General features: G+C 66.5%; 21 protein-coding genes. 5 read left to right on the top strand and 16 right to left on the bottom strand.

Annotated elements, in window-relative coordinates; all coding sequences use genetic code 11:
• Positions 1–15: 15 nt before the first annotated feature.
• Together mpl and DFR24_RS22315 are read right to left on the bottom strand one after the other, a co-directional pair.
• Positions 16–1,374: a UDP-N-acetylmuramate:L-alanyl-gamma-D-glutamyl-meso-diaminopimelate ligase gene (mpl, locus tag DFR24_RS22320; protein WP_133883678.1), complete on the bottom strand. Its 1,359-nt coding sequence runs from the start codon at positions 1,372–1,374 to the stop codon at positions 16–18.
• 13 nt (positions 1,375–1,387) lie between these two features.
• Positions 1,388–1,978, bottom strand: a complete 591-nt coding sequence (locus DFR24_RS22315; RefSeq protein WP_133883677.1) for a hypothetical protein — start codon at positions 1,976–1,978, stop codon at positions 1,388–1,390.
• A gap of 68 nt (positions 1,979–2,046) precedes the next feature.
• Here DFR24_RS22315 and rnd point away from each other — a divergent pair, with 68 nt between their 5' ends.
• Positions 2,047–3,141, top strand: a complete 1,095-nt coding sequence (gene rnd / locus DFR24_RS22310) for a ribonuclease D (RefSeq protein WP_133883676.1) — start codon at positions 2,047–2,049, stop codon at positions 3,139–3,141.
• Between the two features lie 72 nt (positions 3,142–3,213).
• Here rnd and DFR24_RS22305 read toward each other — a convergent pair whose 3' ends face one another.
• The 3 genes from DFR24_RS22305 to DFR24_RS22295 all read right to left on the bottom strand — a co-directional run bounded on the left by DFR24_RS22305 (position 3,214) and on the right by DFR24_RS22295 (position 9,683).
• A complete protein-coding gene (locus tag DFR24_RS22305; RefSeq protein WP_210772339.1) occupies positions 3,214–5,100 on the bottom strand; it encodes a long-chain-acyl-CoA synthetase in 1,887 nt (628 codons plus the stop codon).
• A gap of 137 nt (positions 5,101–5,237) precedes the next feature.
• Entirely contained in the window at positions 5,238–6,503 is a 1,266-nt protein-coding gene (locus DFR24_RS22300) for an esterase/lipase family protein (protein WP_133883675.1), read from the bottom strand.
• A gap of 33 nt (positions 6,504–6,536) precedes the next feature.
• Positions 6,537–9,683: a sensor domain-containing protein gene (locus tag DFR24_RS22295; protein WP_133883674.1), complete on the bottom strand. Its 3,147-nt coding sequence runs from the start codon at positions 9,681–9,683 to the stop codon at positions 6,537–6,539.
• 179 nt (positions 9,684–9,862) lie between these two features.
• Between DFR24_RS22295 and DFR24_RS22290 the strand changes: the two genes are divergently transcribed.
• The 3 genes from DFR24_RS22290 to DFR24_RS22280 are packed head-to-tail and all read left to right on the top strand — an operon-like array spanning position 9,863 to position 12,831.
• Positions 9,863–10,393: a TadE/TadG family type IV pilus assembly protein gene (locus tag DFR24_RS22290; RefSeq protein WP_133883673.1), complete on the top strand. Its 531-nt coding sequence runs from the start codon at positions 9,863–9,865 to the stop codon at positions 10,391–10,393.
• A 41-nt stretch (positions 10,394–10,434) separates the two neighbouring features.
• Positions 10,435–10,902 (top strand): TadE family protein, encoded by a 468-nt coding sequence (locus DFR24_RS22285; RefSeq protein ID WP_162851382.1) that lies wholly within the window; start codon positions 10,435–10,437, stop codon positions 10,900–10,902.
• Between the two features lie 3 nt (positions 10,903–10,905).
• Positions 10,906–12,831, top strand: coding sequence for a pilus assembly protein TadG-related protein (locus DFR24_RS22280; RefSeq protein ID WP_133883671.1), 1,926 nt, complete (start codon positions 10,906–10,908; stop codon positions 12,829–12,831).
• 168 nt (positions 12,832–12,999) lie between these two features.
• Here the strand turns inward: DFR24_RS22280 and DFR24_RS22275 are convergent, their stop codons facing one another.
• The 10 genes from DFR24_RS22275 to DFR24_RS22230 form a co-directional block, all read right to left on the bottom strand.
• Positions 13,000–13,287: a DUF3613 domain-containing protein gene (locus tag DFR24_RS22275; protein ID WP_133883670.1), complete on the bottom strand. Its 288-nt coding sequence runs from the start codon at positions 13,285–13,287 to the stop codon at positions 13,000–13,002.
• A 27-nt stretch (positions 13,288–13,314) separates the two neighbouring features.
• Entirely contained in the window at positions 13,315–13,941 is a 627-nt protein-coding gene (locus DFR24_RS22270) for a tetratricopeptide repeat protein (RefSeq protein ID WP_162851381.1), read from the bottom strand.
• Positions 13,942–14,039: 98 nt separating this feature from the next.
• Positions 14,040–14,978, bottom strand: coding sequence for a type II secretion system F family protein (locus tag DFR24_RS22265; protein ID WP_133883668.1), 939 nt, complete (start codon positions 14,976–14,978; stop codon positions 14,040–14,042).
• A 91-nt stretch (positions 14,979–15,069) separates the two neighbouring features.
• Positions 15,070–15,996 (bottom strand): type II secretion system F family protein, encoded by a 927-nt coding sequence (locus DFR24_RS22260; protein ID WP_133883667.1) that lies wholly within the window; start codon positions 15,994–15,996, stop codon positions 15,070–15,072.
• Entirely contained in the window at positions 15,993–17,189 is a 1,197-nt protein-coding gene (locus tag DFR24_RS22255; RefSeq protein ID WP_246051760.1) for a CpaF family protein, read from the bottom strand. Before DFR24_RS22255 ends, DFR24_RS22260 begins: the two co-directional genes overlap by 4 nt.
• Positions 17,190–17,312: 123 nt before the next feature.
• On the bottom strand, positions 17,313–18,503 hold the full coding sequence (locus DFR24_RS22250; protein ID WP_133883665.1) for a hypothetical protein: 1,191 nt from the start codon (positions 18,501–18,503) through the stop codon (positions 17,313–17,315).
• Positions 18,504–18,542: 39 nt separating this feature from the next.
• Positions 18,543–19,904 carry a type II and III secretion system protein family protein gene (locus DFR24_RS22245; RefSeq protein WP_133883664.1) on the bottom strand — a complete coding sequence of 454 codons (1,362 nt, stop codon included), beginning with the start codon at positions 19,902–19,904 and terminating at the stop codon, positions 18,543–18,545.
• 83 nt (positions 19,905–19,987) lie between these two features.
• On the bottom strand, positions 19,988–20,908 hold the full coding sequence (cpaB, locus tag DFR24_RS22240) for a Flp pilus assembly protein CpaB (RefSeq protein WP_133883663.1): 921 nt from the start codon (positions 20,906–20,908) through the stop codon (positions 19,988–19,990).
• Positions 20,909–21,071: 163 nt separating this feature from the next.
• Positions 21,072–21,518, bottom strand: coding sequence for an A24 family peptidase (locus tag DFR24_RS22235; protein WP_133883662.1), 447 nt, complete (start codon positions 21,516–21,518; stop codon positions 21,072–21,074).
• Between the two features lie 28 nt (positions 21,519–21,546).
• Positions 21,547–21,747, bottom strand: a complete 201-nt coding sequence (locus tag DFR24_RS22230; RefSeq protein WP_133883661.1) for a Flp family type IVb pilin — start codon at positions 21,745–21,747, stop codon at positions 21,547–21,549.
• 172 nt (positions 21,748–21,919) lie between these two features.
• On the opposite strand from DFR24_RS22230, the gene DFR24_RS22225 reads away from it, so the two are divergent.
• Positions 21,920–22,756 (top strand): symmetrical bis(5'-nucleosyl)-tetraphosphatase, encoded by an 837-nt coding sequence (locus DFR24_RS22225; protein ID WP_133883660.1) that lies wholly within the window; start codon positions 21,920–21,922, stop codon positions 22,754–22,756.
• A 6-nt stretch (positions 22,757–22,762) separates the two neighbouring features.
• Here DFR24_RS22225 and DFR24_RS22220 read toward each other — a convergent pair whose 3' ends face one another.
• Complete coding sequence (locus DFR24_RS22220; protein ID WP_133883659.1) at positions 22,763–23,971, bottom strand: glycosyltransferase family 87 protein; 1,209 nt, start codon at positions 23,969–23,971, stop codon at positions 22,763–22,765.
• Positions 23,972–24,053: the final 82 nt, after the last annotated feature.

Raw genomic sequence — 24,053 nt, 5'->3', positions numbered from 1 at the left:
CGAGAAACCCTCGGGCTACGCGTTCGCGTCGCCGAGAACGCGCAGGATCCTGCCGTGGATGCCGCCGAAATCGCCGTTGCTCATCACCAGCACGCGATCGCCGGGGCGTGCTTCTCTCGCGACGTCCTGCGCGAGCGCGTCGAGGTCGTCCGCGACCCGAAGGCGCGTGCCGAGGTCCGAGAGCGCGTCGCGGACATTCCAGTCCAGGTCGCTGCGCACGAAGACGAAGCTGAGATCAGCACCCGACAGCGCCTGCGCCAGATCGCCCGAGTGAGAACCCAGCCGCATCGTGTTCGATCGCGGCTCCAGCACGGCCAGGATGCGGCCGCTGGAGGGCTCGCGCCGCAGCGCGTCGATCGTGACTTCGACGGCGGTCGGGTGATGGGCGAAATCGTCGTAGACCGCAACGCCGCGCGACTCGCCGATCTTTTCCAGGCGGCGCCGCACGCTGCGGAATCGCGACAGCGCTTCGATCGACGTCTCCACCGGCACGCCGACATGAGCGGCGGCCGCGAACGCCGCCAGCGTGTTGGAGCGGTTGTGCAGACCCGGCAGCGGCGTCGAGACGACGCCCTTGGAGACACCGCCGACGAACAGCTCGAAGCCGTCCTGCGCATCGCGCGCCGACCAGCCCTGAGCGTCATCGAAGCGCTCGACCGGGCTCCAGGCGCCCATGCCGAGCACGCGCGCGAGGTTGGCATCCGCGCCGTTGACGATCAGCCGACCGCTGCTGGGGACGGTACGCACCAGGTGATGGAACTGCCTCTCGATCGCGGCCAGGTCCGGGAAGATGTCGGCGTGGTCGTATTCGAGGTTGTTGAGGATGCAGGTCCGCGGGTGGTAGTGGACGAACTTGCTGCGCTTGTCGAAGAAGGCGGTGTCGTACTCGTCCGCCTCGATGACGAAGGTCTTGCCGCGGCCCAGGCGTGCGGACACGCCGAAATCCAGCGGCACGCCACCGACGAGGAATCCCGGCTCCAGCCCGGCCTGGTCCAGCAGCCAGGCCAGCAGCGAAGTCGTCGTGGTCTTGCCGTGCGTGCCCGCCACCGCCAGCACATGGCGGCCCGGCAGCACGTTCTCGGCCAGCCATTGCGGGCCCGACACGTACGGCAGCCCGGCGTCGAGCACGTGCTCCATCGCCGGGAATTTCGCGCCGCGCGTGACGACGTTGCCGACCACCACCACGTCCGGCGCCGGATCCAGGTGCGAGGCCTCGTAGCCGCGCATCAGCGTGATGCCCAGCGCCTCGAGCTGCGTCGACATCGGCGGCCAGGCGTTGGCATCCGAACCGGTGACCTTGTGACCCGCCTCGCGCGCCAGCGCCGCGATGCCGGCCATGAACGTGCCGCAGATTCCCAGGATGTGAAGGTGCATGGCCCGGTCCGACTCAGCCCGGCGTCGGGCTGCCGCCGAACAGCGCGGCGACGAAGCTGGCGAAGAACAGCACGAACATCAGCACGGCGAACGCGATCAGCATCGTCACCAGGACGCCGCCCGCGAGGCTGGCGTTGCCGGACTGGCGATAGATGTGCACGTTGACGGCGAAATTCCAGATGTTCAGCAGGTTCATCGTGAACCCCGCCCAGGCCGGAAACTGCAGCTCCGGCATCGGCTCGGTGGCGCCCGGGTTCATCGCCGCGAATTTCTCGAGCTGCGGCGCAATCTCCGAGAACGGCAGCGCCAGCGCCAAGGTCAGCACGCTGCTGACGGCGAGCAGCGCGTGCAGCGTCTGCATGTAGCGCGCCTCGAGCTTGCGCGAGCGCAGGTACAGGCGCGTCGTGAAGGACAGCGCGATGACCATCGCCAGCCCGATCGCGGCGGCCAGGATGGCCGGCAGCGCGAGCTGCAGCACGAAGTAGTTCGACAGCGCCGCGAGCGGCAGCAGCCAACCGGTCAGGCGGGGGTCGTAGGGGAAATCCTGCGGTCCTGCACGGAAGAAGAGCAGGTTGAACGTGGCGGTCAGAACGGACTGAAGCATGCGCAGGGACGGGTCGCGGCGTCGATGAGCAGGTATTGTAGGGCTTCGCTTGTCTGCAACCGGTTCACGTGCCCACGCATTTCGTCGATACCCAGGCCGCCCTCGGCGAGTTCCTGCCGCGCTGGAAGGCCGCTCCCTTTCTTGCGCTGGACACCGAGTTCATCCGCGAGCAGACCTACTTCCCGCAGCTCTGCCTGATCCAGGTCGGCGACGGCCAGGACGCGGTCTGCGTCGATCCGCTGGCCGGTCTGGATCTGCAGCCCTTGCTGGACGTGCTGAACGCCGCCGGATCCGAGCGCGTCTTCCACGCCGCCGGGCAGGACCTCGAGATTTTCGTGCGCCTGGCCGGCCGCTCGCCCGAGCCGCTGTTCGACACGCAGGTGGCCGCCGGCCTGCTCGGCTATGGCGAGCAGCTCGGCTACGCCGGGCTGATCGACAAGCTGATCGGGGTGAAACTCGACAAGAGCCTGTCGCGCACCGACTGGGCACGACGCCCGTTGACCGCGCCGGAGATCGCCTACGCGGCCGACGACGTCCGCCACCTCGCGGACGTCTATCCGCGCCTGCTGCGCGAACTCGAAGAGCGCGGACGCCTGGCCTGGCTGCGCGAGGACTGCGCTGCGATGGCCGATCCCGCGCGCTACCGGATCTCGCCGGAGACCGAGTGGAAGCGCCTCAAGGGCCTGGTGCGCATGGATGCCAAGGCACAGCACGTCGCCGCGAAGCTCGCGGCCTGGCGCGAGGTGCTGGCCGAGCAGCGCGACCGGCCACGCCGCTGGATCCTGGCCGACGAGGCGGTGTACCTGCTGGCCGAACGCCGTCCGCAGACGCTGGGGCAGCTGGCGGACCTGCAGGCGCTGCCGCCCAAGTCGCTGGAACGCCACGGCGAGGCGCTGGTCGAGCTGATCACACGGAGCGCCGCCATCGATGCGCCGCCGCTGCAGGTCGAGGCGCGCTCGGACGACGCGGAGAAGCAGCGCATCAAGCGCCTGCTCGATCGCGCCCGCGCGATCGCCACCGAACTCGGAATCCCCTCGTCGCTGCTTGCGCCGCGCGCGGACGTCGAGGCGCTGGCGATCAATCGCGAGGCGGCGCAGATCCCTTTGCTGCGGGGCTGGCGGCGCGAGGTGGCGGGCGCGGAGTTGCTGGCGCTCGCAACGTAGCCCGGGTGAAACCCGGGGTCCTGCTCGGTCGAACGGGACAGCCCCGGGTTTCACCCGGGCTACGACTTGCTGCTACAGCCGCACTTCACCGTTGGTGATCCGCGCGTACATCGCCGGCGTGATCGGCTCGTAGCCCTTCGCAGGATCAACGAGCGCGTACAGCGGCTCGCTGACCTTGCCCGGGTCGAAACCTTCCTGCTTGACCTCGACCTTGCGGAACTTGAACGTGCCGGTCACCTCCTGCTCGGGGCGAAGGCGGATGAACAACGGCACGGCGTAGGCCGGCAGGTTGTCGCGCAGCAGCTTGGCCAATCCGGCGCCGTCGAACTCGCCCTGCTTCCAGGTGAGCGAGGCCATGCCGGCGCGACCGTCGCAGCCGGGCACCTGCACGCCGTAGACCACCGCCTGCTCGACGGCGGGATGGCGATTGAGCGCGCCCTCGACTTCGGTGGTCGCGACGTTCTCGCCCTTCCAGCGGAACGTATCTCCGACGCGATCGACGAACGCGATGTGACGGAAGCCCTGGTCACGCACCAGGTCGCCGCTGTTGAACCAGCAGTCGCCCTTCTCGAAGACGTCGCGGAACAGTTTCTTCGCGCTCGCCTTCTCGTCGGTATAGCCGTCGAACGGACTCTTGTCGCTGACCTCGCTGATCAGCAGCCCGACGCCGCCGCGCGGCACCTTCTGCATGAAGCCCTCGGCATCGCGGATCGGCTCCTCGGCCTCGGGATCGAATTCCACGATGGCGAACGGCAGCGGGCAGAAGCCGGCCGTCTTGCTCAGGCCGAAACCGTTGACGAAGGCGGCGTTGGATTCGCTGGCGCCGTAGAACTCGGCGATGCGGTCGATGCCGAAACGCTGCTGGAACGTCTCCCAGATTTCCGGACGCAGGCCGTTGCCGCAGATCACGCGCACCTTGTGGTCGCGGTCGTTGGGTTGCGGTTCGCGATTGAGCAGATAGCGGCAGATCTCGCCGATGTAGCAGAAGCTCGTCGCGCCGTAGCGGCGGATCTCGTCCCAGAACTTGGTGGCGCTGAACTTGCGGCCGATCGCCAGCGTGCAGCCCGCGCCGAGCACGGCGCCCCAGGACACCGTCAGCGCATTGTTGTGGTACATCGGCAGCGCGCAGTAGAAGACGTCGTCGCTCTTCAGGCGCAGCGCCATCTGCCCCAGTCCCGCCATGCCCTTGAGCCAGCGGTAGTGGCTCATCACGCTGGCCTTGGGCAGGCCCGTGGTTCCGGACGTGAAGATGTAGAACGCGGCGCGCTTGGCCGCGATGGCCTGCGTCTCCTCCAGATTGTGCGAGGGCGCGTTGACCAGTTCGGTGCGCAGGTTGCCGTAGCCGAACGGCGCGCCACCGGCGCCGTCCCAGAGGAATTTCATCGGCGGTTCGGCAGCCGGTGCGTCCTTGTTGTCCTTCTCCGCATCCCGGCCCTTCGCGCGGCCGCGAGCACCCGTCGTATCGGACGTGCTCTTGGGCGCATCGGGCGTGGATTCGAGGGCCTCGATGCACTCGTCGCCGACGATGACGACGCGCGCCTTGGTCAGCTTCAGGCTGTGCGCGAGCACGTCGCCGCGCTGGTTGTGATTGAGCATGCCGGCGATGGCGCCGAGCTTCACGACGCCGGCGACGCAGGCCAGCACCTCCGGACGGTTCTCCATCAGGATCGCCACCGAATCGCCAGCCACCACACCCTTGGATCGCAGCAGGTGGGCGATACGATTGGCCCAGCCGTTGAACTCGGCATACGTCCAGCGCCGATCCTCGAACACCAGCGCCGTGCGACGCGGATGCTTGCGCGTCAGCCGCTCCAGATGCAGGCCGATGGAGTCCAGCGTGTCGGGCCGCAGCAGCGCCAGATTGAGCAGACCGCGATTCGCGGTGATCATGTCCGGCAGCGTCTTGAGCAGGCCGCGCGCGAGATCGGTGAAGCGGATGGTGTCGGTGTTCTCGCTCAAGGTTCTCTCCGGCCCGGGCCGTACGATGCAGCGACGGGCATGCAGCCTAGCTCAGGACGGTCGGCACGCGCTGATGGAACGGGCGGATGCCATACGCGGGTGCCGCCAAACGCATTTCAACGCAGAAGCGCCGCGTCTCAGGCGGTCGCGGACAGCCACTCGCGCAACTGCGCGTAGACCGCCGGATGGTTCAACAGGCGCAGGTGATCGATCTGCACGTGCGTCGAACTGTCGGCGCCGGCCACGTCGAGTGCCAGGCTGCTCGGCAGGCAGACCAGGCCGTCGCCGACGGCGCGCGACACCCAGTGATCCGTCTCGCCCATCAGGCAGCCGCCGAGAAATCGGTAGCGCACACCCGGCACCGGCGCGACCTGCAGGCGGTCGCGTGTCCAGAACGCATCGGGATCGCGTCCTTTCCATTCGGCGTGATTCGTATAGCCCCAGCGCAGATCCTTGATGCCCAGGCTGCGCGAATCGAGCAGGCGCGCGATCGGTCGCGACAGCGGAATGCGCTTCATGAAATGCGTGCCGATGTGCACGACTTTTTCCAGGCGCGCGCCGAGATGCGGAGAGCCCAGGCACACGACCTGGAGAAGCTGCGACACCCAGCGATCGCCGCGCGCGGCGCCGATGTCCGCCGCCGAGCGCGCCACCAGTCCGCCCATGCTGTGACCGACCAGCACGATCTCGTTCGCGGGCACCGGCCAGTTCGCATGCAGCGCTTCGAGTGCGCGCGCGCAGTGGCGCCCGTTCACCGAGATGTGCAGCCCGCTGTTGTAGCGCAGGTACACCGGCGTATAGCTCAGATCACGCGCGAGCCGTGCGCCGTAAGGATCGGTCTGCGGATCTTCCGTCTTGCGGAACATTTCCCAGACGTTCTCGTTGCCGCACAGCCCGTGCAGGAATACCGCGATGCGCGGGCCTGCCTGCGGAAATGCCGCACGCAGGCCGGCGGTCGTCAGGTCGACGCGCTGCCCTTCGTGGTACACGCCAAACCGGATCGCCAGCGGATTGCGACGCCGCAGCATGTGATCGCCGACCGCGCCGCTGACGGCCGCGACGAGGTCGTCCTGCACGCGCGCAGCCTGCGGTCCGGGAGGCGCGAGCGCCGGCAGCAGATCCGCGGACTCCAGCCGGCGCAGTGCGACGTCGGCACCGCTGAACAGGGCGCGCGCGGCACCGCGCACGACGCCGTAGACCTGATCCGTCACTCCATCGTGGATGACGCGCGCGGGTTCACTGCCCCTCTTGGCCACCGGCACGCGCTTGAGCGTGCGAAACGGGATGTCGGAGATCGCACGATGGAATTCGTGCACGCGGCCGGCGACGTGGTCGAAAGCCTCCGCCGCGAGCATCAACGTACCGCGAAGCCGCGACAGGCTGCGATTCCTGATGCTCGTCATTCGACTGCCCTCCCTTGCGACGCCGCGATTGCGTCAGAGCGGCGCAGCTTCGCGTTCCAGCAACCAGGAATTCAATGCCTCGGCGGCCACCGGCGACGCGAATTGCGATCCGGCACCCAGCCTGCAGCCCTGCGACACCAGCCATTCCCGGGCCTCGACGCTCGACACACCCTTGGCCAGCACCGGCAGACCCAGGTTCTTGGCGCTGAGCAGCGCCAGACGCAGACGCTCGGTGGCCTGCGCGTCCTGCGGCGTGCGCGACACTTCGTCGGGTTCCAGCACGATCAGATCGATCGGCAGGTTGGTGGCCGTGTTGAGCGCCGCGAACAGCGGTTCGGCGGCGCCATGCAGCGCAAAGCGCACGCCCCGCTCGAGCAGGCGCCGGACGAGCGTCGGCGGTGTTTCGCGTAGCTCTTCGACGCTCCCGCAGTTGAGCGCGAACATGAGCCGGCGCGGCGGCACGTCGTGGCGCTCCATGAGTTCGAAGACGTGCAGGCTGAAATCCGGATCCTTCAATTGCCATGCCGAGACGTTGACGATCACCGGCAGCGGAGGTGCATCGGCACCCGCCGGAACATCCGGCGATATCGCGGCGACCGGCGGCAGCAGCGCGCAGGCGCGATGGATCATCCACAGCTCGACGTCTCCGAGCAGTCCCGCGCGGCCGGCGGCGCTCATCACGTCGCGGCTGATGATCCGGCCCTGGCGCGGATGGCGCCACCAGAAGTCGAGCATCAGCGCGCCCAGCGGCTCGGGGCTTCCCACGAGTTCGAAGACCGGAATCACCTCGACCTCGAACTGCTGGAGCGCAATGGCCGCGTGCAGCCCGCGCTCGAGTTCCAGCCGGCGCCGCTTCTCGGGCGGCACTTCCATGCTGTACACCCGGTATTGCCCGAGCCCGGATTGCTTGGCCTGGTACATCGCCGCGTCCGCGTGGCGCAGCAGGCCCTCGGCATCGGTGTCGTCGAGTGGGTAGATCGAAATTCCCACGCTCGGCGTGACGCGTACATCGTGTTCCGGAATCTCGAATCGCGGCACGAACCCTTCAAGCAGCTTGCGCGCCAGCACCTCGGCGTCGTCGAGTCCACGCAGTCCTTGCGCAACGACGACGAACTCGTCTCCGCCGAGCCTCGCGACGGTGTCGGTTTCGCGCAGCGCTGCGGACAGACGTTTGGCCGAGAGCTCCAGCACGACGTCGCCGATCTCGTGGCCGTAGGTGTCGTTGACGTGCTTGAACCGATCCAGGTCGATGAAGAACACGCCGACCAGCCGGCTGGATCGGCTCGCCGTGAGCAGGGCCTGCCGCAGTCGGTCCAGCAAGGTCGCGCGATTGGGCAGGCCGGTCAGCGGGTCGTGCTGCGCCAGATACCGCAGGCGATCTTCCTGTGCTTCGCGATCAGTGACGTCCACCGCGATGGCCATGAACATCGGCGGCTCTTCCTCACGCGAGAAATTCAGCCGCACTTCCACCGGGTACTCGCTGCCGTCGGCACGCACGTGCTTGCAGCGATAGGTGATGTGATCGACGTCGCCGCCACGCAGGCGCGCGAGGTGGCTCAGGAAGGTTTCGCTTTCAAGCTCGTGACTGATGCCGAGCATCGAGAGCCGGTTGATCTCGCTGGGCTGGTAGCCGAGGTTGCGGCGCGCACCGCGATTGACCTCGACGAAGTACAGCGACTGCGCATCGAAGATGTAGACCTCTTCGGCGGCCGCATCGAGCAGGCGACCCAGCCGCTGCGCGAGGTTGTCGCTGCGCAGACGCTCGGTGATGTCGCGCGTGATGACGACCAGTCCTTCGGCGCCTTCGACGTTCATCGGCTGCACGACCAGCTCCAGCGGGAAGGTCGTGGCGTCCTTGCGCCAGCCCACCACCTTGGGCAGCCGGCTCTGGTGGCGGCCGCCGATGTAGTCGGTCAGGTGCAGGCCCGGCGTGTTCAGGAAAGGAACCGGCATCAGCCGCGTGATGGTCACGCCTTCGAGTTCGTCGCGCGCGTAGCCGAACATGCGCAGCGCGCGCGCATTGGCGAATCCGATGACACCCGAGGTGTCGGTGGTGAGCACGCCCTCCACCAGGTGATCGATCACGCCCAGCGACAGGCGCGACTGCTTCTTGAGCTGCTCGATCAGATCACGACGATCGTCGATGACATGGAAGACCATCGCCGCGCCCGTCGCCGGCGTGCCCGGGCGATCCCGCAGCAGGGCCGCCATGACTTCCACCGCGGCCACCGAGGCGTTGCGCGAGCGGACCCAGAGTTCGGCGGGCTCGTACTCGCGCCCCTCGCGCAAGCACGTCTCCGCGGGCGTCACCAACGGCGACTGCTGGTCGTCCAGCGGATGGAACACCGAATAGACCAGGCGTCCGCGCGCATCGTCCACCGACCAGCCGGTGATCTCCGCGGCCGTGCGGTTCATGAAGCGGATGCGCGCGTCGCGATCCACGACGATCAGGCCGCGCTTGAGCTGGTCGAGCGCCTGCACGCCGTGCTGGTGCAGCACGTCGTTGACCAGCGCCACCTCGGCTTCCGCGTCGTCGGGGTCCGCCTCGAGGCGTTCGATGCGCTGCACCACCTGGCGACTGCGCGCGAGCAGGCCCGGCGCCGTGGTGATCGGCCAGCGCAGCACCACCATGCCCAGGGCCGCGAGGACGGGCAGGGCCAGTAGCAGACCAATCCAGGCGACGGTGCGCAGCTCGCGCACCGCCTCCTCGCGCACATCGCGAGCGAAAGCGGGAGCAACCCGGTATTCGACCTCGCCCACGCGCTGCCCGGCGTCCCGTAGATCCAGCGTGCCGCCATCGCTGGTGACCCGATACAGCCAGGCGCGCAGGCTCTGGCGCGCGAGCGTCGACAGCAGCGGCACGGCGAGCCGCTCGAATCGCCCATCCACCGCCAGCACCACACCCTGCGAATCGGTGACGGCTACGTAGGTCAAGCCAAGGCCCGACTCGCGCACCAGCTGGCGAACGCGGCGCACCAGCGGTTCGCCCCCGCCTGACGCGACCAGCGGCGCGAGCTGGGCGGTGGTGGCGCTCAGCGCAGAGCCCCGGTTGAGATCGTCCTGCAGCGTCGAGCCGCGCCACAGCGCGCGCGCGGACAGCAATGCGAGCACCAGCGCAGCGACCAGTCCCCCGGCCAGTGCGATCTTTCTCGGATCGATCCTTATTCTTGTCAGCGGCACCAACGGTTATCCCTGATCGCGCGGCTCGGGGCGCGATGACCCGATTCTAGCCGCATCACTCTTCGACGGTCGCGACGAGCGGCGGCGACGCGACAGACGACCGGCGCCAAGAATCTGCTGCTTTGGGCTATCGTCCTACCGTACAGGGCGGAGGAGTGCCCATCCCGAACGGAGGCGGCATGAAGGTGTGCAAGGACAGCGCCCGCACGGGATTGCGAAGGCAGTCGGGAGCGCATGCCGTCGAATACGCCATCGTCTTTCCGGTGTTCTTCATGCTGCTGTACGGCACGTTGGCCTACGGATTGGTCTTCGTGATGCGGCTGGGCCTGCAGAACGCGGCGGAAAGCGGCGCGCGTGCCGCGCTGCGCTATCCGGTCGGCGCCACTTCGCAGATCACCGCGCGCGAAGCCGCAGCCGAAGCGAGCGCGCTCAACGCAGCGCGCTGGATCAATGACCTCGGCAGCTTGCGGATCGTCGCCGACATCTGTTCGCTGAACACCGACTGCCTGGCCGTCTCCAGCGTGGAGCAGGCCGACAATATTCCCTGCGGCAAGACCCTGGACGACGGCTGCCAGGTGGTGGTGATGGTGGAATTCCCTTATGCCGCCCATCCGATCTTTCCTGCCCTGCCCGGCCTGGGCCTGATCATGCCGGCTCGCCTGCAGGGTCGGGCGCGCGCGGTGCTCGACGGCCGCGCGCTCGCGCTATGAACCGGCGGCCCTCTCGGCAGACACAGCGTGGCGCCGCAGCGGTGGAGTTCGCGCTTGCCTTTCCGATGATGTTCATGCTGCTTTACGGCCTGCTCACGTTCGGCACCACGTTCTACGCACAAACCGTCGTCGCGCGCGCCGTGCACGACGGTGCGCGCGTAGCGGGACTCGTGCCGACACCTCCGGCCAACCAGCCGCGCGACTTCACGAGGGTCAAGACGGAGATCATCGAGTCGCTCGCCGCCTCGGTGATCACTCCGCCCGGCAACAGTCAGACGCTGGCCGTGCGTCGCGCCTGGCTGGAAAGCCACGTCCGCTCACGGATCACCGTCGTGGAAGCGCCCTGCACCGGCGCCATCGGTGGCACCTGCGCCACCATCCGGCTGAACTTCCCCTACGGCAATACGGACGGTACGCGCCTATTCCCGGATATCAACATCCCCGGCATCGGCGGCACCGGCACCTGGATTCCCAGCGCGCTGACCTCCAAGGCCATCGTTCGGCTCTGACCCATGACATCCCGACTCCCTTCCGCTACCGGACACCGGCGCCAACGCGGCTCGATCCTGGTCAACGTCGGAGCAGGCCTGTCGCTGATGGTGATCCTGCTCGGGCTGATCGATCTCGGTTTCCTCTACTACTACAAACGCGAATACCAGAAGGCCGCCGATCTCGCCGCGCTGGCCGGCGCAAGACATCTGCCGACCGGCTGCAACGCGGCGCAGCTGGCCGGCATCGACAGCGCAAATGCCAATCTCGGGCAGCACACCGGCACGCCGGCGATCCAGTGCGGCGTGTGGAAAGCATCGACGACACCCTCGTTCACGCTGGCGGGTCCGGGCGTCAATCCCACCGCCGTGCGCGCGGTGATCCTGGGCTCGGCGCCATCGTTCTTCCTGCCGGCACGCAATCTTTCCGCCGAGGCGGTGGCGACCGCCAACCGGCGCACCGCAGCGCTCAACCTGCGCAGCACGATCGCCAGCGTGAACACCAGCAAGTCGCAGACGCTCAATGCGCTGTTCGGCAATCTGCTGGGCGGCAGCGTGTCGCTGTCCGTCGGCGCCTGGAACGGACTGCTCAATACTGACGTGCAGTTGCTCGATTATCTCGATGCGCTGGCAGTGAACCTGGGTGTGCAAGCCGGCAACTACGATGCGCTGCTCCAGACCAATGCCAGCGTCGGGCAGCTCGTCGATGCCGCCATCGATCTGATGGAGCGAGGCAAGGGAACCGGCGACATCGGAGCCGCGCTGGGGGGGCTCGAATTGCTGCGCGCCGCGATCCCGCCCGGCACGCCGCTGCTGAAGCTCGGCGACCTGCTGTCGATCCAAAGCGGCACGGATACTTCCGGCCTGGACCTCCCGCTGCAGGTGTTCCAGATGGTGCAGGCCTTCGTACAGGCCGCGAACTCCAAGAACGCGATCGCTGCCACCGTCAATCTGGGTGTGGCCAACGTACAGGTGAAGGTGCTGGAACCGCCGCAGATCTCCGCCGTGGGCGACCCCGAACTCGCGCGCCAGAACCCCGACGGCGTCAACCGCATCTACGTGCGTACGGCGCAGGTGCGCACGCTGATTTCGGTGAATCTGCCAGCCTTGTCGGGGGTGACGGGACTGGTCAACTCGGTACTCAATCTGCTGAGTCCGATAACAACGTTGCTCAACAACGTGCTTTCGCTGAATCTCGTAGCCACGCTGAGCGGATTGCTGGGCTCGCTGCTCGGCATCCCCTACGAAGTCACCGATATCCAGGTCGTACCCGGCTCGCCACGACTCGATATCAGTCTGGATGCTGGCGCCGGTCACGCCAAAGTGACCAATTACAGCTGTCCGGCGACCGGGAACAAACAGCTGAATACGTCGATTGAAACCACCGTGGCGGATCTGCGTATCGGCCAGCTCCAAACCAATCCCGCACTGCCTGGCTACATATTTGCCTCCAATTCGCCGCCGAGCGTCGGCCCGGTTCCGCTGGTGGATGTGGGCATCAAGACCTGCCGCGTATTCCTGCTCGTGGCCTCGACCTGTCAGGCGCGACGCCCGTTCGCCGCTGGCGGCATCGGCCTCATGGGCCAGACCAGCGTGGCTGGCGCGCCGTACACGCACACCTTCGTCAATCCTCCGGAGATCGAGGAAGAACCCGTCTACGAGACATTCACCACGCAGAACATCGTCAACAGCCTCGCCTCGACCGTGAGCGGCGTCCAGATACAGATGTATGGGCCCAAGAGCGGTGGCGGCCTGGGCGGCCTGCTGAATCTGGTCGGAGCCGCTTTCAACACGGTCAAGGGTATCCTCGAACCGCTGATCAAGAACCTGCTGTCACCGCTGCTGGACCCGCTGGTGAACTTTCTGCTCGATACGCTCGGCCTGGATCTGGCGAAGCTTGAGGTCGGCGGCCGCATGAGCTGCGGCGGGGATGCAGCACTGGTCGAATGATCGAATCGCAGCGCGGGCAATGATCGCCCGCGCTATCTGGCCTGAACAAATTCCAGACCGCATCCAAACTGCGGACGCGATCGACGTGGTCGCCGTTCCTGCGAAACCGGAATGGGGAGAAGACTTAGCCGCCTTCGTGGAGGCTCCTAACCGTCCAAACGACCGGCACTACTTGCCACCGCCTCCGCCACCCGAGATGAAGCTGTCGCGTACCAGCGTGTCGGGAATCGGATGGGTGAAGGTCTCGGCGTAGCGATCGTAGCTACGGTCGGCCAGCTCGCCGGGCAAAGGACGCTCGATCGTGGAAGCCGCGGCACCGCTCTTCTGCAGTTCGAGCCAGGCGTGCGACTCCGCGCCCACTGGCGTCTTCGACGTGGCGTCTTCCGCCTGCGCGACGATGGAACCGGCCAACAGTGCCAGGCCAGACAACAAGAGCAACGGGCTGCGGAAAGACATCGGCGATCTCCAGCAAAAGTCGTTCAATCAATTCTTGCGTGCGGGCGCCGGACTCTGCGCACTGCGGGTGCGCAGACTCTGCGCCTGCTTGCGCAGGCGGGCAAGCATCTCCGGCGACACGTCGGACTGCTGCATGAGGCGCTGCACGGCGGTCTCGTCGCCCGTCACCAGCGCCAACAGGATCAGGTTGTTGCGTGCCTTGACACTGCCGGTACTGGATTCGAGTTCGACTGCGGTAGCCAGCTCCGGCAATGCTTCACGGTATCGGCCCGCGAGCATCAGCGCATACCCTAGATCGTTGCGCATCTCGGAATCGGTCGGGCGACGCTGTACGGCCTGCTGAAGCTGCCAGATGGCGGTGCGCTGATCGGTCTTCGCGCTGATCAAGCCCAAGCCGTGATAAGCGTCGGCCGCGTACTTGGTTTTGAGCAGTTCACGGTACAACGCCTGCGCCTCCGCGTCCTGACCGAGCTTGCGCCTCGTCTGCGCTTCCAGCAGTCGCAGTTCATCGCGCGGACCGGATTCGCGCACCTGCCCCTGGATGTGTGCCAGTGCGGCGTAGTACTGCTCCTGGACGAGCATCTTGCGGATCAGATCGATGTGAACCTGGCGCCGGCTTTCCGGAGTCTCGGTCAGCGGCACTTCGGCAGCCACGGTCCTGTCGAGCTGCCTGCGTGTTTCGGTCACACAGCCAGTGAGCAGCAGGGCAGCGCATCCGCAGGCCAGCAGCCCAAGCCGTCGCGACCGCGGCCTCATTGGTTGACGTCGCCCAGCGCCTTGATGATCCCCAGGAATGCCGGGCCGGCCACGAAGATCAGCAGCGCCGGGAAGAAGAACAGCACCATGACCACCGTCATGCGTCCGGAAAGCAGGTTGACCAACTCGCGCATATCCAGCGAACGCCGCTCCTCGAGCACCTTGAGCGTTTCCAGCAGCGGATCGCGTACCTCACCGCCGTAACGATCTACCTGGCGCAGCAGTGACAGCACGCTGGTGAGATCGTCGAGGGCGATGGAGCGGGAGAGGTTGTCCAGCAGTTCGCCTGTCTCGCCGCCCGCTTCCATCTGGCGCAGGATCAGCTCGAACTCCTTGCCCAATTCCGGCAGCACGCCACGACCCTCGCGTACCAGGCTGGCGAAGGCCTGGCGCGTCGACAGGCCGGCCTCGAACAGCAACACGAGCAGATGGATGAACAGCGGCACCTCGGCCTTGATGCGGCGAACGCGGTTCTTGGCCGCCGACCGCAGCACCATGCGCGGCAGCAGCAGGCCGAAGATCGCGGCCATCACGCACACGGCCAGCACCATGTGCGGTTTCGACAAGGGACCGCTGGCGGACGTGGTCAGCACCAGTGCAGGGATCAGCAGCAGCACCGGCGCCACGAACTGGGACGCGTAGTACACCAGCCGCTGCTGTGGTGCGCGCCAGCCCGCCTGCAACAGCAGCAGCGCGCTTTCGTTGTTGGTGTCGACAATGGCTTCGAGCTTCTTGCCCCGGCTGGCGATGGCCTGCAGCACTTCGCCGCCGCCTGCACCATTGAACTCGCCTACCTCGGCGCCACCAGGATTCAGGCGTCGCTGCAGGCGCGAACCCTCGCGCGCCTGCAACCCCAGATAGATCAGCGCCGCAACAGCGATACCACCCAGCACGATCGCGCCGGCCACCAGTGCCGCAAACAAGCCGGCGTTCACAGCAGCACCCCGAGGCTCGCCGGTCCGCCAGAAAAACGCCTGCGCGGCTCGTGTATGCGCTGCATCCGGCCCAGGCTCCACGCCACCGTGTTCATTCGTTGTCCTCGGTGACGCTCATCATGCGATAGATCACGCCAACACCGATGACCTGCATGGCCACGGCCACGATCAGCGTGATGCGACCGCCCAACGATTCCCACATCTGCGCGTAGTACAACCGGTTCTGCAGGTAGATGTAGATGGTCAGGAACGCCGGGATGACCGCCAGGACCACCGCGGAGAAGCGGGTTTCAGCGGTCAGCGCCCTGAGCTCGCGCGCTGCGGCGTCACGCGCACGGATCGCCGAGATCAGGCTGCGGAAGATGTTCCGCAGTGAGCCGCCGTACTTGCGGTTGATCGACGCCGCGAGCGCGATGACCTTGATGTCGCGGCTGCGGTGAATTTCCGCCATTTCGATGAGCACCTGCTCCAGCGGCGCGCCCAGGCGCACCTGGCGTCCCACCGACACGAACAACGGGCGCAGCGGCTCGGGGCTCTCCGCCGCGGCGGTGCTCAGCGCCTCTTCCAATGTATTACCTGCCTGCAGTACGCGCAGTCCGGCCTCGAGAAAGGCCGGCAGCTGTTCGACGATCTTGGCGCGCCGCCGCGCGGCGCGCTGGCGAAGGAAGCCGTAACCGAACGCGAACACCAGTCCCAGCACGGCGAGCCCGCCGAACCGGCCGAACAGGAGCAGGGTCACCGGCACCATGGCACTGAGTACCCAGAGCATCTTCGCCACCGTTGACGGCTCTGCCTCCGAGCCCGTGCGCCAGACCATGTGGCAGGCGAAGCGGAGCAGCGGGCTGCGCAGCTGCGCTTCGCGCGAGGAGCGCACTGCGGCGGCGGCTTCCTCTCCGGCGCGCAGTCGCAGCAACATTTCGTCGCGGCGCGCGCGCGCATCGGCGTAGATCAGCAGCCAGATCGCCAGGCCCGCCAGGATCAGAGCCGCAGCAAACAGGATGATGGCCCCGACGTTCATGCCCCGCTCCGCAGGTCACGATGCACGCGCTGATCGACGTCATACATGAACAACTCGCGCAGCAGCATGCCGCGATCGTCGTGGCCGGCAATCTCGGCCACCGACATCAGGCGGCGCTCGCCGGTCGGCAGGCGCGCGACGTGCACGATCAGGTGGATCGCCGCCGCGACTTGGCCACGGAAGGTGGTGTCGCTGCCGTTGTAGCCGGCAAAGCCCGCCAGCAATTCGAGGCGATGGATGGCATCGCGCGGACTGTTGGCGTGCAGCGTGGTCATGGAGCCGTCGTGGCCGGTGTTCATGGCCTGCAGCATGTCCAGCACTTCGTCACCGCGGATCTCGCCGACGATGATGCGGTCCGGGCGCATGCGCAACGCATTACGCACCAGGTCGCGCGCCGTCACCGCGCGCTGCCCTTCGAGATTGGGCGGACGCGTTTCCAGGCGCACGACGTGATCGTGCTCCAGGCGCAGTTCGGCGGCGTCTTCGACGGTGATGATGCGCTCGGTGTGCGGGATCCACTGCGAAAGCAGGTTCAGGAATGTGGTCTTGCCCGAACCGGTGCCGCCGATGACGATCAGGTTGGCGCGCTTCGACACCCGCTCCTGCAGATAGTCGAGCGCGGCCTGGCTGACGCTGCCGCCGCGCACCAGATCCTCGGCGCGCAGCGCACGCTTGCGGAATTTGCGGATCGACAGGCAAGGGCCGTCCAGCGCGATCGGCGGGATGATGGCGTTGACTCGCGAACCATCCGGCAGGCGCGCGTCGACCATCGGCGTGGACTCGTCCACACGTCGGCCGATGGGCGACAGGATGCGCTGGATCACGCGTACCACGTGACCATCGTTGACGAAACGCATCGGCGCCATCGCCAGCACGCCGTCGCGCTCGACGAAGATCTTGTTGGGGCCGTTGACGACGATATCGTTGACCGTATCGTCGTCCACCAGCGACTGGATCGGGCCGTAGCCCATCAGTTCGTCGCGCGCGTCCTTGGCCAGCGTCTCGCTCTCGCGCGCGTTGATCGGCAGGCGCTGCGCGGTAACGTACAGGCGCACCTGCTCGGAGACGAAGCGCTCGATGCGCGGCGCGTCCCAGCGATCGATGTCGAGGTTCTTCTCCTCGATCTGCGCGATGAGATTGCGATGCACCGCACTCTTGAGCTGCTGGTAATGATCCGACAGCCGGAAGCGCATGATCTGCTCCGGCGTACTCACAGCACCGTGCCCTCCGGCAGCGGGCACGTCGACGCTGTCGACCACCGGGAACGGATGAGCTGTTCGGGGCTGATCACGACCGTTCGCGCCGGTGCGTCTGCACTAGTTGAACAGGCGACCGAGCAGGCCGGTCTGGGCGGGCGCCGGCGCAGCCGCGTTTTCACCGGCCAGCAGCGCCTGGGCCAACAGCCGCACGCCACTGCAATATTCGTCCTTGGGCGTGCAGACGAACATCGGTTCGCCTTGATTCATCGCCTGGATGCGGTTGGATGGCTGTGTGGTCAGGGTGGCAACCACCGGTAGATCGAGCAACTCCGACAGATTCTGCGGTTCCAGGCCGACACGCTTGCGGTAGTTGTCCACCACGAGGCCGACGCGGTCGAGCGGACAGTCGTCCAGGCGCAGCGAGCGAAGCAGGTACTTGCTGTGGCGCGATTTGAGGATCGATTGGTCGGTGAGGAACAGCGTGCGGCTCGCCAGACCGATGAGCCCACGCAGCACATCGGACGGCAGGTGGCCGTCAAACGACAGCACGATGCAACCGAACAGGCCGCGCAACACGCCGAGCAGCTTGATCAGCTCGTCGCCATCGATCGTCGGGCGCGTGATCACATCCTCCGGCAGGCTCAGCACATACAGCCCGCTGGAGTGCCGCATGAACGCGGTGTCCACCAGGGTGGTATCGCAGCGGCTGCCGTCGTTGATGGCGTCGAGCACACCGTATGACTGGTTGAGATTGAGGAAGATGCTGGCGGCCCCGGCCGGCACCGCCACGTCCAGCAACAGGACGCGCTCGTTCTTGCCCAGGCGCTCGGCGCAGGCCAGCGCGAGGTGCTCGGCCAGAAAAGCGATGCCGTCGTAGGGAAGTGCCGCCATCACGCCGAACACGCGGCCGAGCTTGCGCCCGTTCGCCGTCGTCGGTGTCGAACGCCGCAACAAGCGGCCGAGCAGCGCGGCCAGATTGGCCTCGTCCTTCCTGAGCACGAAGAAGTCGCGCGCGCCCGCGCGCATCGCCGCCAACATCGTCGCGGAGTCGCCTTCTTCCCCAAGCCCGGCCACCGCCATTTCCGGGAGACGTTCCAGCAGCCGCTCGATCATGGCCGCGCGTGCGGTAGCGGTCTGCGACGTGAACTCGAAGAAAACGACGTCGACTCGGCCGCTGGCGTGGATCCTTTCGATCAGGTCCTCGGCATCCGTGACCCGCGCCAGCGAGAACTCGGCACCGGGCGCCGAGTTCTGCAGCCAGCTCAGGTAGACCGGATCGTCGGCGACCACCAGGGCCTGGGTTCTCACATGCACTCCCGCATAACGTCCTTTTCTATCGGCAGCCGCTTACTTGCTGAAGCCGAACGTGCCGGACGACTCATCGAAGTCGCCCTTCTCGCCGAAGATCAACTTGCCGAAGCCAGGGCGGTACTCGTCGTACTTCTCGCCCGGCAGCGCAGGAAGCTTGGCGCCGCGTGCCAGCGGCTTCACCAGGTGCGGCGTGACGATCATGATCAGTTCCCGCTCGTCGCGGTCGTAGCTGACCGACTTGAAGAACGCGCCGATGATGGGAATATCCGCCAGGCCCGGCACCTTGTCGACATTGGCCTTCAGATTGTTGCTGACCAGACCCGAGATCACGAAGCTCTCGCCGTCGCCGAGCTCGATCGTGGTTTCGGTACGGCGGACGGTGAGCGCCGGCACGGTCAGCTTGCGCGAGGCGTCGTCGCCGCCCAGCTCGATGCCGGCGGAAAAATCCAGATCGCTGACTTCAGGCGCCACGCGCAACGCGATACGGTCCTTGGACAGCACGGTGGGCGTCACCGGCAGACGGATGCCGAATTCCTTGTACTCGATGGTGACCACGCCGTTGGTCTGCGACACCGGCACCGGGAACTCGCCGCCGGCCAGGAACGAGGCGGTCTGACCACTCATCGCAGTCAGGCTGGGCTCCGCCAGCACGCGCGCGATGCCGCGCGACTCGAGAATGCTCAGCGTGCCGCCGATCGTTTCGTTGTTGCCGATGTTGGTGGGGCTGATCAGCAACTGGAACGCATCGGTGACCAGATCGCCGGGTGTCAGCGAGTTGAAATTGACGTTACCGTCGCGACCGACACGGCCGTAGTTCAGGTTCAGGCCGTAGCGCTTGGCGGTCGTGCGGTTGACCTCGGCGATCTTGATCTGCGTGAGGACCTGGAACTCGCCTTCCACCACGCTCTTGTCCACCACCGCCTCACCCTTGCCGGCCTCGGCCTTGGCGCGACGGTAGGCCAGCAGATTGGGCATGCGCCCCCCGAGGCCGGCCCCTTTTTCCACGGTGGCGCCGGCCAGTTCCGGGTCGGGCCGGGCGGCCTTGTCGGGATCGATCACGGCGCCGACGCGGACACGATATTCCTTGGGGAGGCTGCCCGTTTTCGGCCAGACCAGCAGGCTGGTCACACCCAGCTTCTTGCCGCTGACCAGGACCTCGCGTCCATTGATGACGTTGATGTCCGCGATGTTGGGGTCGCCCACCGCCACGCGCTTCACACCCGCGCTTTCGCGCACCAGCGTGTGCGTACCGACTTCGACGCGGATCAGCGATTCGTCTTTCTTGGCCGGGGCGGCTGCCGTGACGGGGGCGGCTGCCGTGGCGTCGCCAGCCAGCAGCACCAGCAGGGCCAGCGCCGGGCCCTGCAGCCATGTCCGGATGCCGTTCTTCGAGTTCATGTGCGGCGGTCCTGTCCCTGATTCAATCCAAGCTCGCGATCTGGAGGCGCCGCGCTGCCACTCGGCGGCGCGGACGGTGGAGGTTACGGCGTGGTGGATTCGAGTACCGATCCACGATAGATGACGATTTTTTCCACCTGCATCACCCTCTTCTTTTCCGGCGGCAGTTCCACCCGCGACAACTGGCGCGCGGTATAGGCCTGATCGGGCACCTTCTTGGCAGCTTCCGCCTTGAGCGCTTCTTCGCTCATCGGCAGCGGGACCGGTGCGTTCGGGTCCGGCGCATTACCGGGCAGACCGTGCAGGGCCAGGCGCAACTCGCCCATGCTGGCGCCGAGCATGAGCCGGGTGGTATCGCTCTTGGGTACGGCGAGCACGGCAGTGCGCTGGCGGCGCCCTCCGCGCTCCGGCGTTTCCTCTTGCTTCAATCCCTCGGGCCGGTCCACGAGCAGTTCCTGATAAGCCAGCAAGCGAGTGTTCTCGAGCAGGATGCGCGCTTGCGCCTGCTCCACGTCGTTGCCGCCACGCAGATACAGCAGCACGTCCACGATGTCGCCGGGACGCACGAAGCCGCCGACGCCAATCACGTCGCTGATCTCCACCGACACGGCGTGGAATCCTGCCGGCACCGACTTGGCCAGCACATTGCCCTCGGCGAAATAGCGCTGGGTGACCGGCGCACCCTGATCCACGTCCACCAGCGGCTCCTTGCCGACCACATCTTCCAGGCTGGTGTAATAGTCGCGCGGGGCGACGGTGATTTCCGCGAGGACCACGTCGTCCTTGGCGATGGGCTTGTACGCGGACAAGGGCTTGACCGCGACCACCGCGAGAATCTTGGGAGTTTCCTGCTCGGCTACCTTGACCTGAGCCTGCGCCTGGACCTGGGCGCGCTCGGAGCTTTCCGCATACTGGCGGCTGACACGATAACCGACGAACGCCAGCACGAGCGTCAGAAGAATGGCGACGATCGCAACGACCTTGGCTGCAGTACTGCTGATCATTCAGGCTCCCGGATGCAAAATGCGGACGATGCACTCACCGCCTGCGGCAGATCGCTATCGACCGGATCGTCGTTCCAGCCACGCGCCGCATTTGCACAAACATGGTAGCCGGTAAACGCTGCCGCATGAATCGGTCCTGGGCAACGTAACGGCGCCGTTTGCGCTATCGCGCCTGCACCAGGACCACGGCCAAGGCGAATCCAGCGGCGATGGCAGGTCCTGCCGGCACACGCACACGATGCGGCGAGGCATGTGAACGTGAGCGCCAGAGCACCACCGCGGAAAGCACCCCGAGTGCCACCGCGGCAGCCAGCACCATGTACAGACTGTGCAACGGTCCCACGAACCAGCCGCAGCACGTGGCGAACTTCACGTCGCCGCCTCCCATCGCCTTGAGCACGAAGCCCGGAAACAGCAGGAGGAAGGCGATCGACGAACCCAAGACGCTCGCCGTGAGACTCTGGCCCAGCCAACCCTGATCTCCGAACAGGAACATCGCGACGCCAGGGGCGAGCGCTGCCAGCAGCCAGAGATTGGGGATGCGCCGACACCGGATATCCCAGACCGAAACGGCGAGCGCCCAGGCCAGGAGCCCTGCGCTCGCCGTCATCGGGTCATGCAGCAAGCGATGCGGCGATTTACTGCGCAGCGCCCGTAACCGCCGTCTCCGCCTTGGTGAACAGGGTATCGAGACCCGTACCCAGCAAGCCCAGCACGAGGATGATCGCCACTGCGATCAGGCCCAGGATCAGGCCGTACTCCACCGCGCTCGCGCCTTCCTCATCACGACCCAGGCACTTCAGCGCGACATACGCACGGACGAACATTTCATTCAACATGGCGGCACTCCAATTTGTTTGATGCTGATCCCAGCTCGACCAGCGCGGTCACTATGATGACGGCCTCAGGGTGTGTCAAAGCAGCACGTACCGTGCATTCGTACCGCTCATCGGTCGCGTCCTAAAGTTTGCCGTTCGTGGAAAATTTCGATCCGTTCATCGCCACGACCTCATGACCACTTACGCCATCGGCGACGTACAGGGCTGCCACGAAGAGCTGGTCGAACTGCTCGACACCCTGCACTTCGAGCCCAGCCGCGACCGGGTGGTCTTCGTCGGCGACCTGGTCAATCGCGGTCCGGCGTCACTGGACGTGCTGCGTCTCGCACGCAGCCTCGGCCCGGCTGCGATCACGGTGCTCGGCAATCACGACCTGCACCTGCTGGCCGTCGCGCACGGCGGTCGCCCGGGACGTCGCGACACGCTCAACGCGGTGCTGGCCGCGTCCGATTGCGACGAACTTCTGGAATGGCTTGGCGCCCAACCCCTGGCCTGGCGTCATCCCGAAACCGGCACGTTGTTCGTGCACGCTGGCGTGCCGCCGCAATGGAGCATCGAACAAACTCTGGATCTGGCACAGGAGGCAAGCAGGATGATCGCCGGGACGGATGGCCCGCGCTTCTTCTCGCGCATGTACGGCGACCAGCCAGATCGCTGGAAGCCGGGCCTACGCGGCATCGAGCGGCAGCGTTTCGTGGTGAACTGTCTGACCCGCCTGCGTTACTGCGACGATCAGGGTCGGCTGGACCTCAAGCCCAAGGGCGCACCGGGTACCCAGGCTCCCCACCTGATGCCCTGGTTCCAGGTGCCAGAGCGCGCCACTCGAGGAAATCCGATCGTATTCGGGCACTGGTCGACCCTGGGGCAGGTGCACTGGCCGGACGATCGGGTTCATGGTCTGGACACCGGCTGCGTCTGGGGTGGACGCCTGACTGCATTGGAATTGGAAACCGGCCGCATCGTGGACGTACCCAGTCAGCGTCCGCAGGTGCACGATACGGCCGACTGAGCCGCGTTAGACCGGGATCCCAGGGGTCCGCTCGCGGCCGGCCTGACGCAGGATCACGATGAACAGGGCGCCGATCACGAACGGCCCGATACCCAGATGCGTGACGACCGCGAGGCCCTGAAACACGATCGGCAGCAACCAGGCCAGCATGAGGATCTCGCGCTCGCCGGGCCGCCAGCCGTGCTCGAGGCCGTGCCGTACCGACCACGCCAGTGGCAGAGCCAGCCAGGCCAGGTCGTAGTCGAACAGGTACGGACTGGCCAGCAAGGCAGCGCAACACAGGCCGGCATACTGCAACGTGCGCGTCACCGGTGCGCGCCAAAGCCACCACAGAGCCGCGGCCGCACCCATGGTGAGCCCGATGTGCAGCGCATACGCGAGCCATGTCGGCCCTCCCAGCATCAGGGTGGTCACGAACAGCGTCGGCATCTTCACCTGCGGGAGCTGGTTGTTCGCCACCCATTGGCTGACGTGTGGCAGACGGTCGACGAAAGCCGCCAGCGTCTCCACACCCAGTACCGCCGAACTCAGCCCGAGCAGAGTCACTGAAGACAACGCCGCTCCTGCAAATGCGCGCCAGTGACCGCCGGCCGCCAGCGCCACCGGGATCAACAGGCCCAGGTGCGGCTTGATGGCCAGCAACCCGAGCAGCACACCCGCCGTCACGGGACGACGCTGCAGGCACAGCAGCCCGCCCCCCATCAGTGCGGCCGTCAGAAACGCGTTCTGGCCGTGGAACAGATTGAGCATCGTGCCGGGAAACGCGAACAGCCAGGGCAGCGCCTCGCGCTGCGGCAGCGCTCGGCGCAGCACGGCGATGTACGCGCCCAGCGTCGCGCCGGTGAACGCGATGAACGACAGCGCGTAGGGCAGCAGCGACAGCGGCAGTACCAGCAGGTAGAACGTCGGCGGGTAGTGCCAGGGATGGGCGGTGAGGATGCCGGGAAACACCTCACGCTCAGCCTGCACAATGGTGGCCAGGTCGTAGGCAGCCAGCGCGCTCTGCTCCAATGCCACGCGCGAGGCGGCCCAGAACGCGATGAAATCGTAGCCCAGCGGCTTGCCCTTGATGTCCACGCCGTCGTGCGAGAGCGCAATCCACGCGGCACCAAGTACCACGTACACGGAAATGAACAGCCAGGGGTAGACGCGCAGTCGCTCGGCGTCGAGCCAGTGGGTCTTTCGCACGTCGCCGGGGTTCTTCGTGTCCATCATCGTGACGTCAGGAATTTCCCGCCGATTCGGGCACGGGTAGGAATCATGATTCTCGACGTTTCTCTCCACCACCGGGAGAGCG

The sequence above is a fragment of the Panacagrimonas perspica genome (genome assembly GCF_004364935.1).
Lineage (GTDB): Bacteria > Pseudomonadota > Gammaproteobacteria > Nevskiales > Nevskiaceae > Panacagrimonas > Panacagrimonas perspica.
This window is presented reverse-complemented; position numbering and strand designations above follow the sequence as displayed.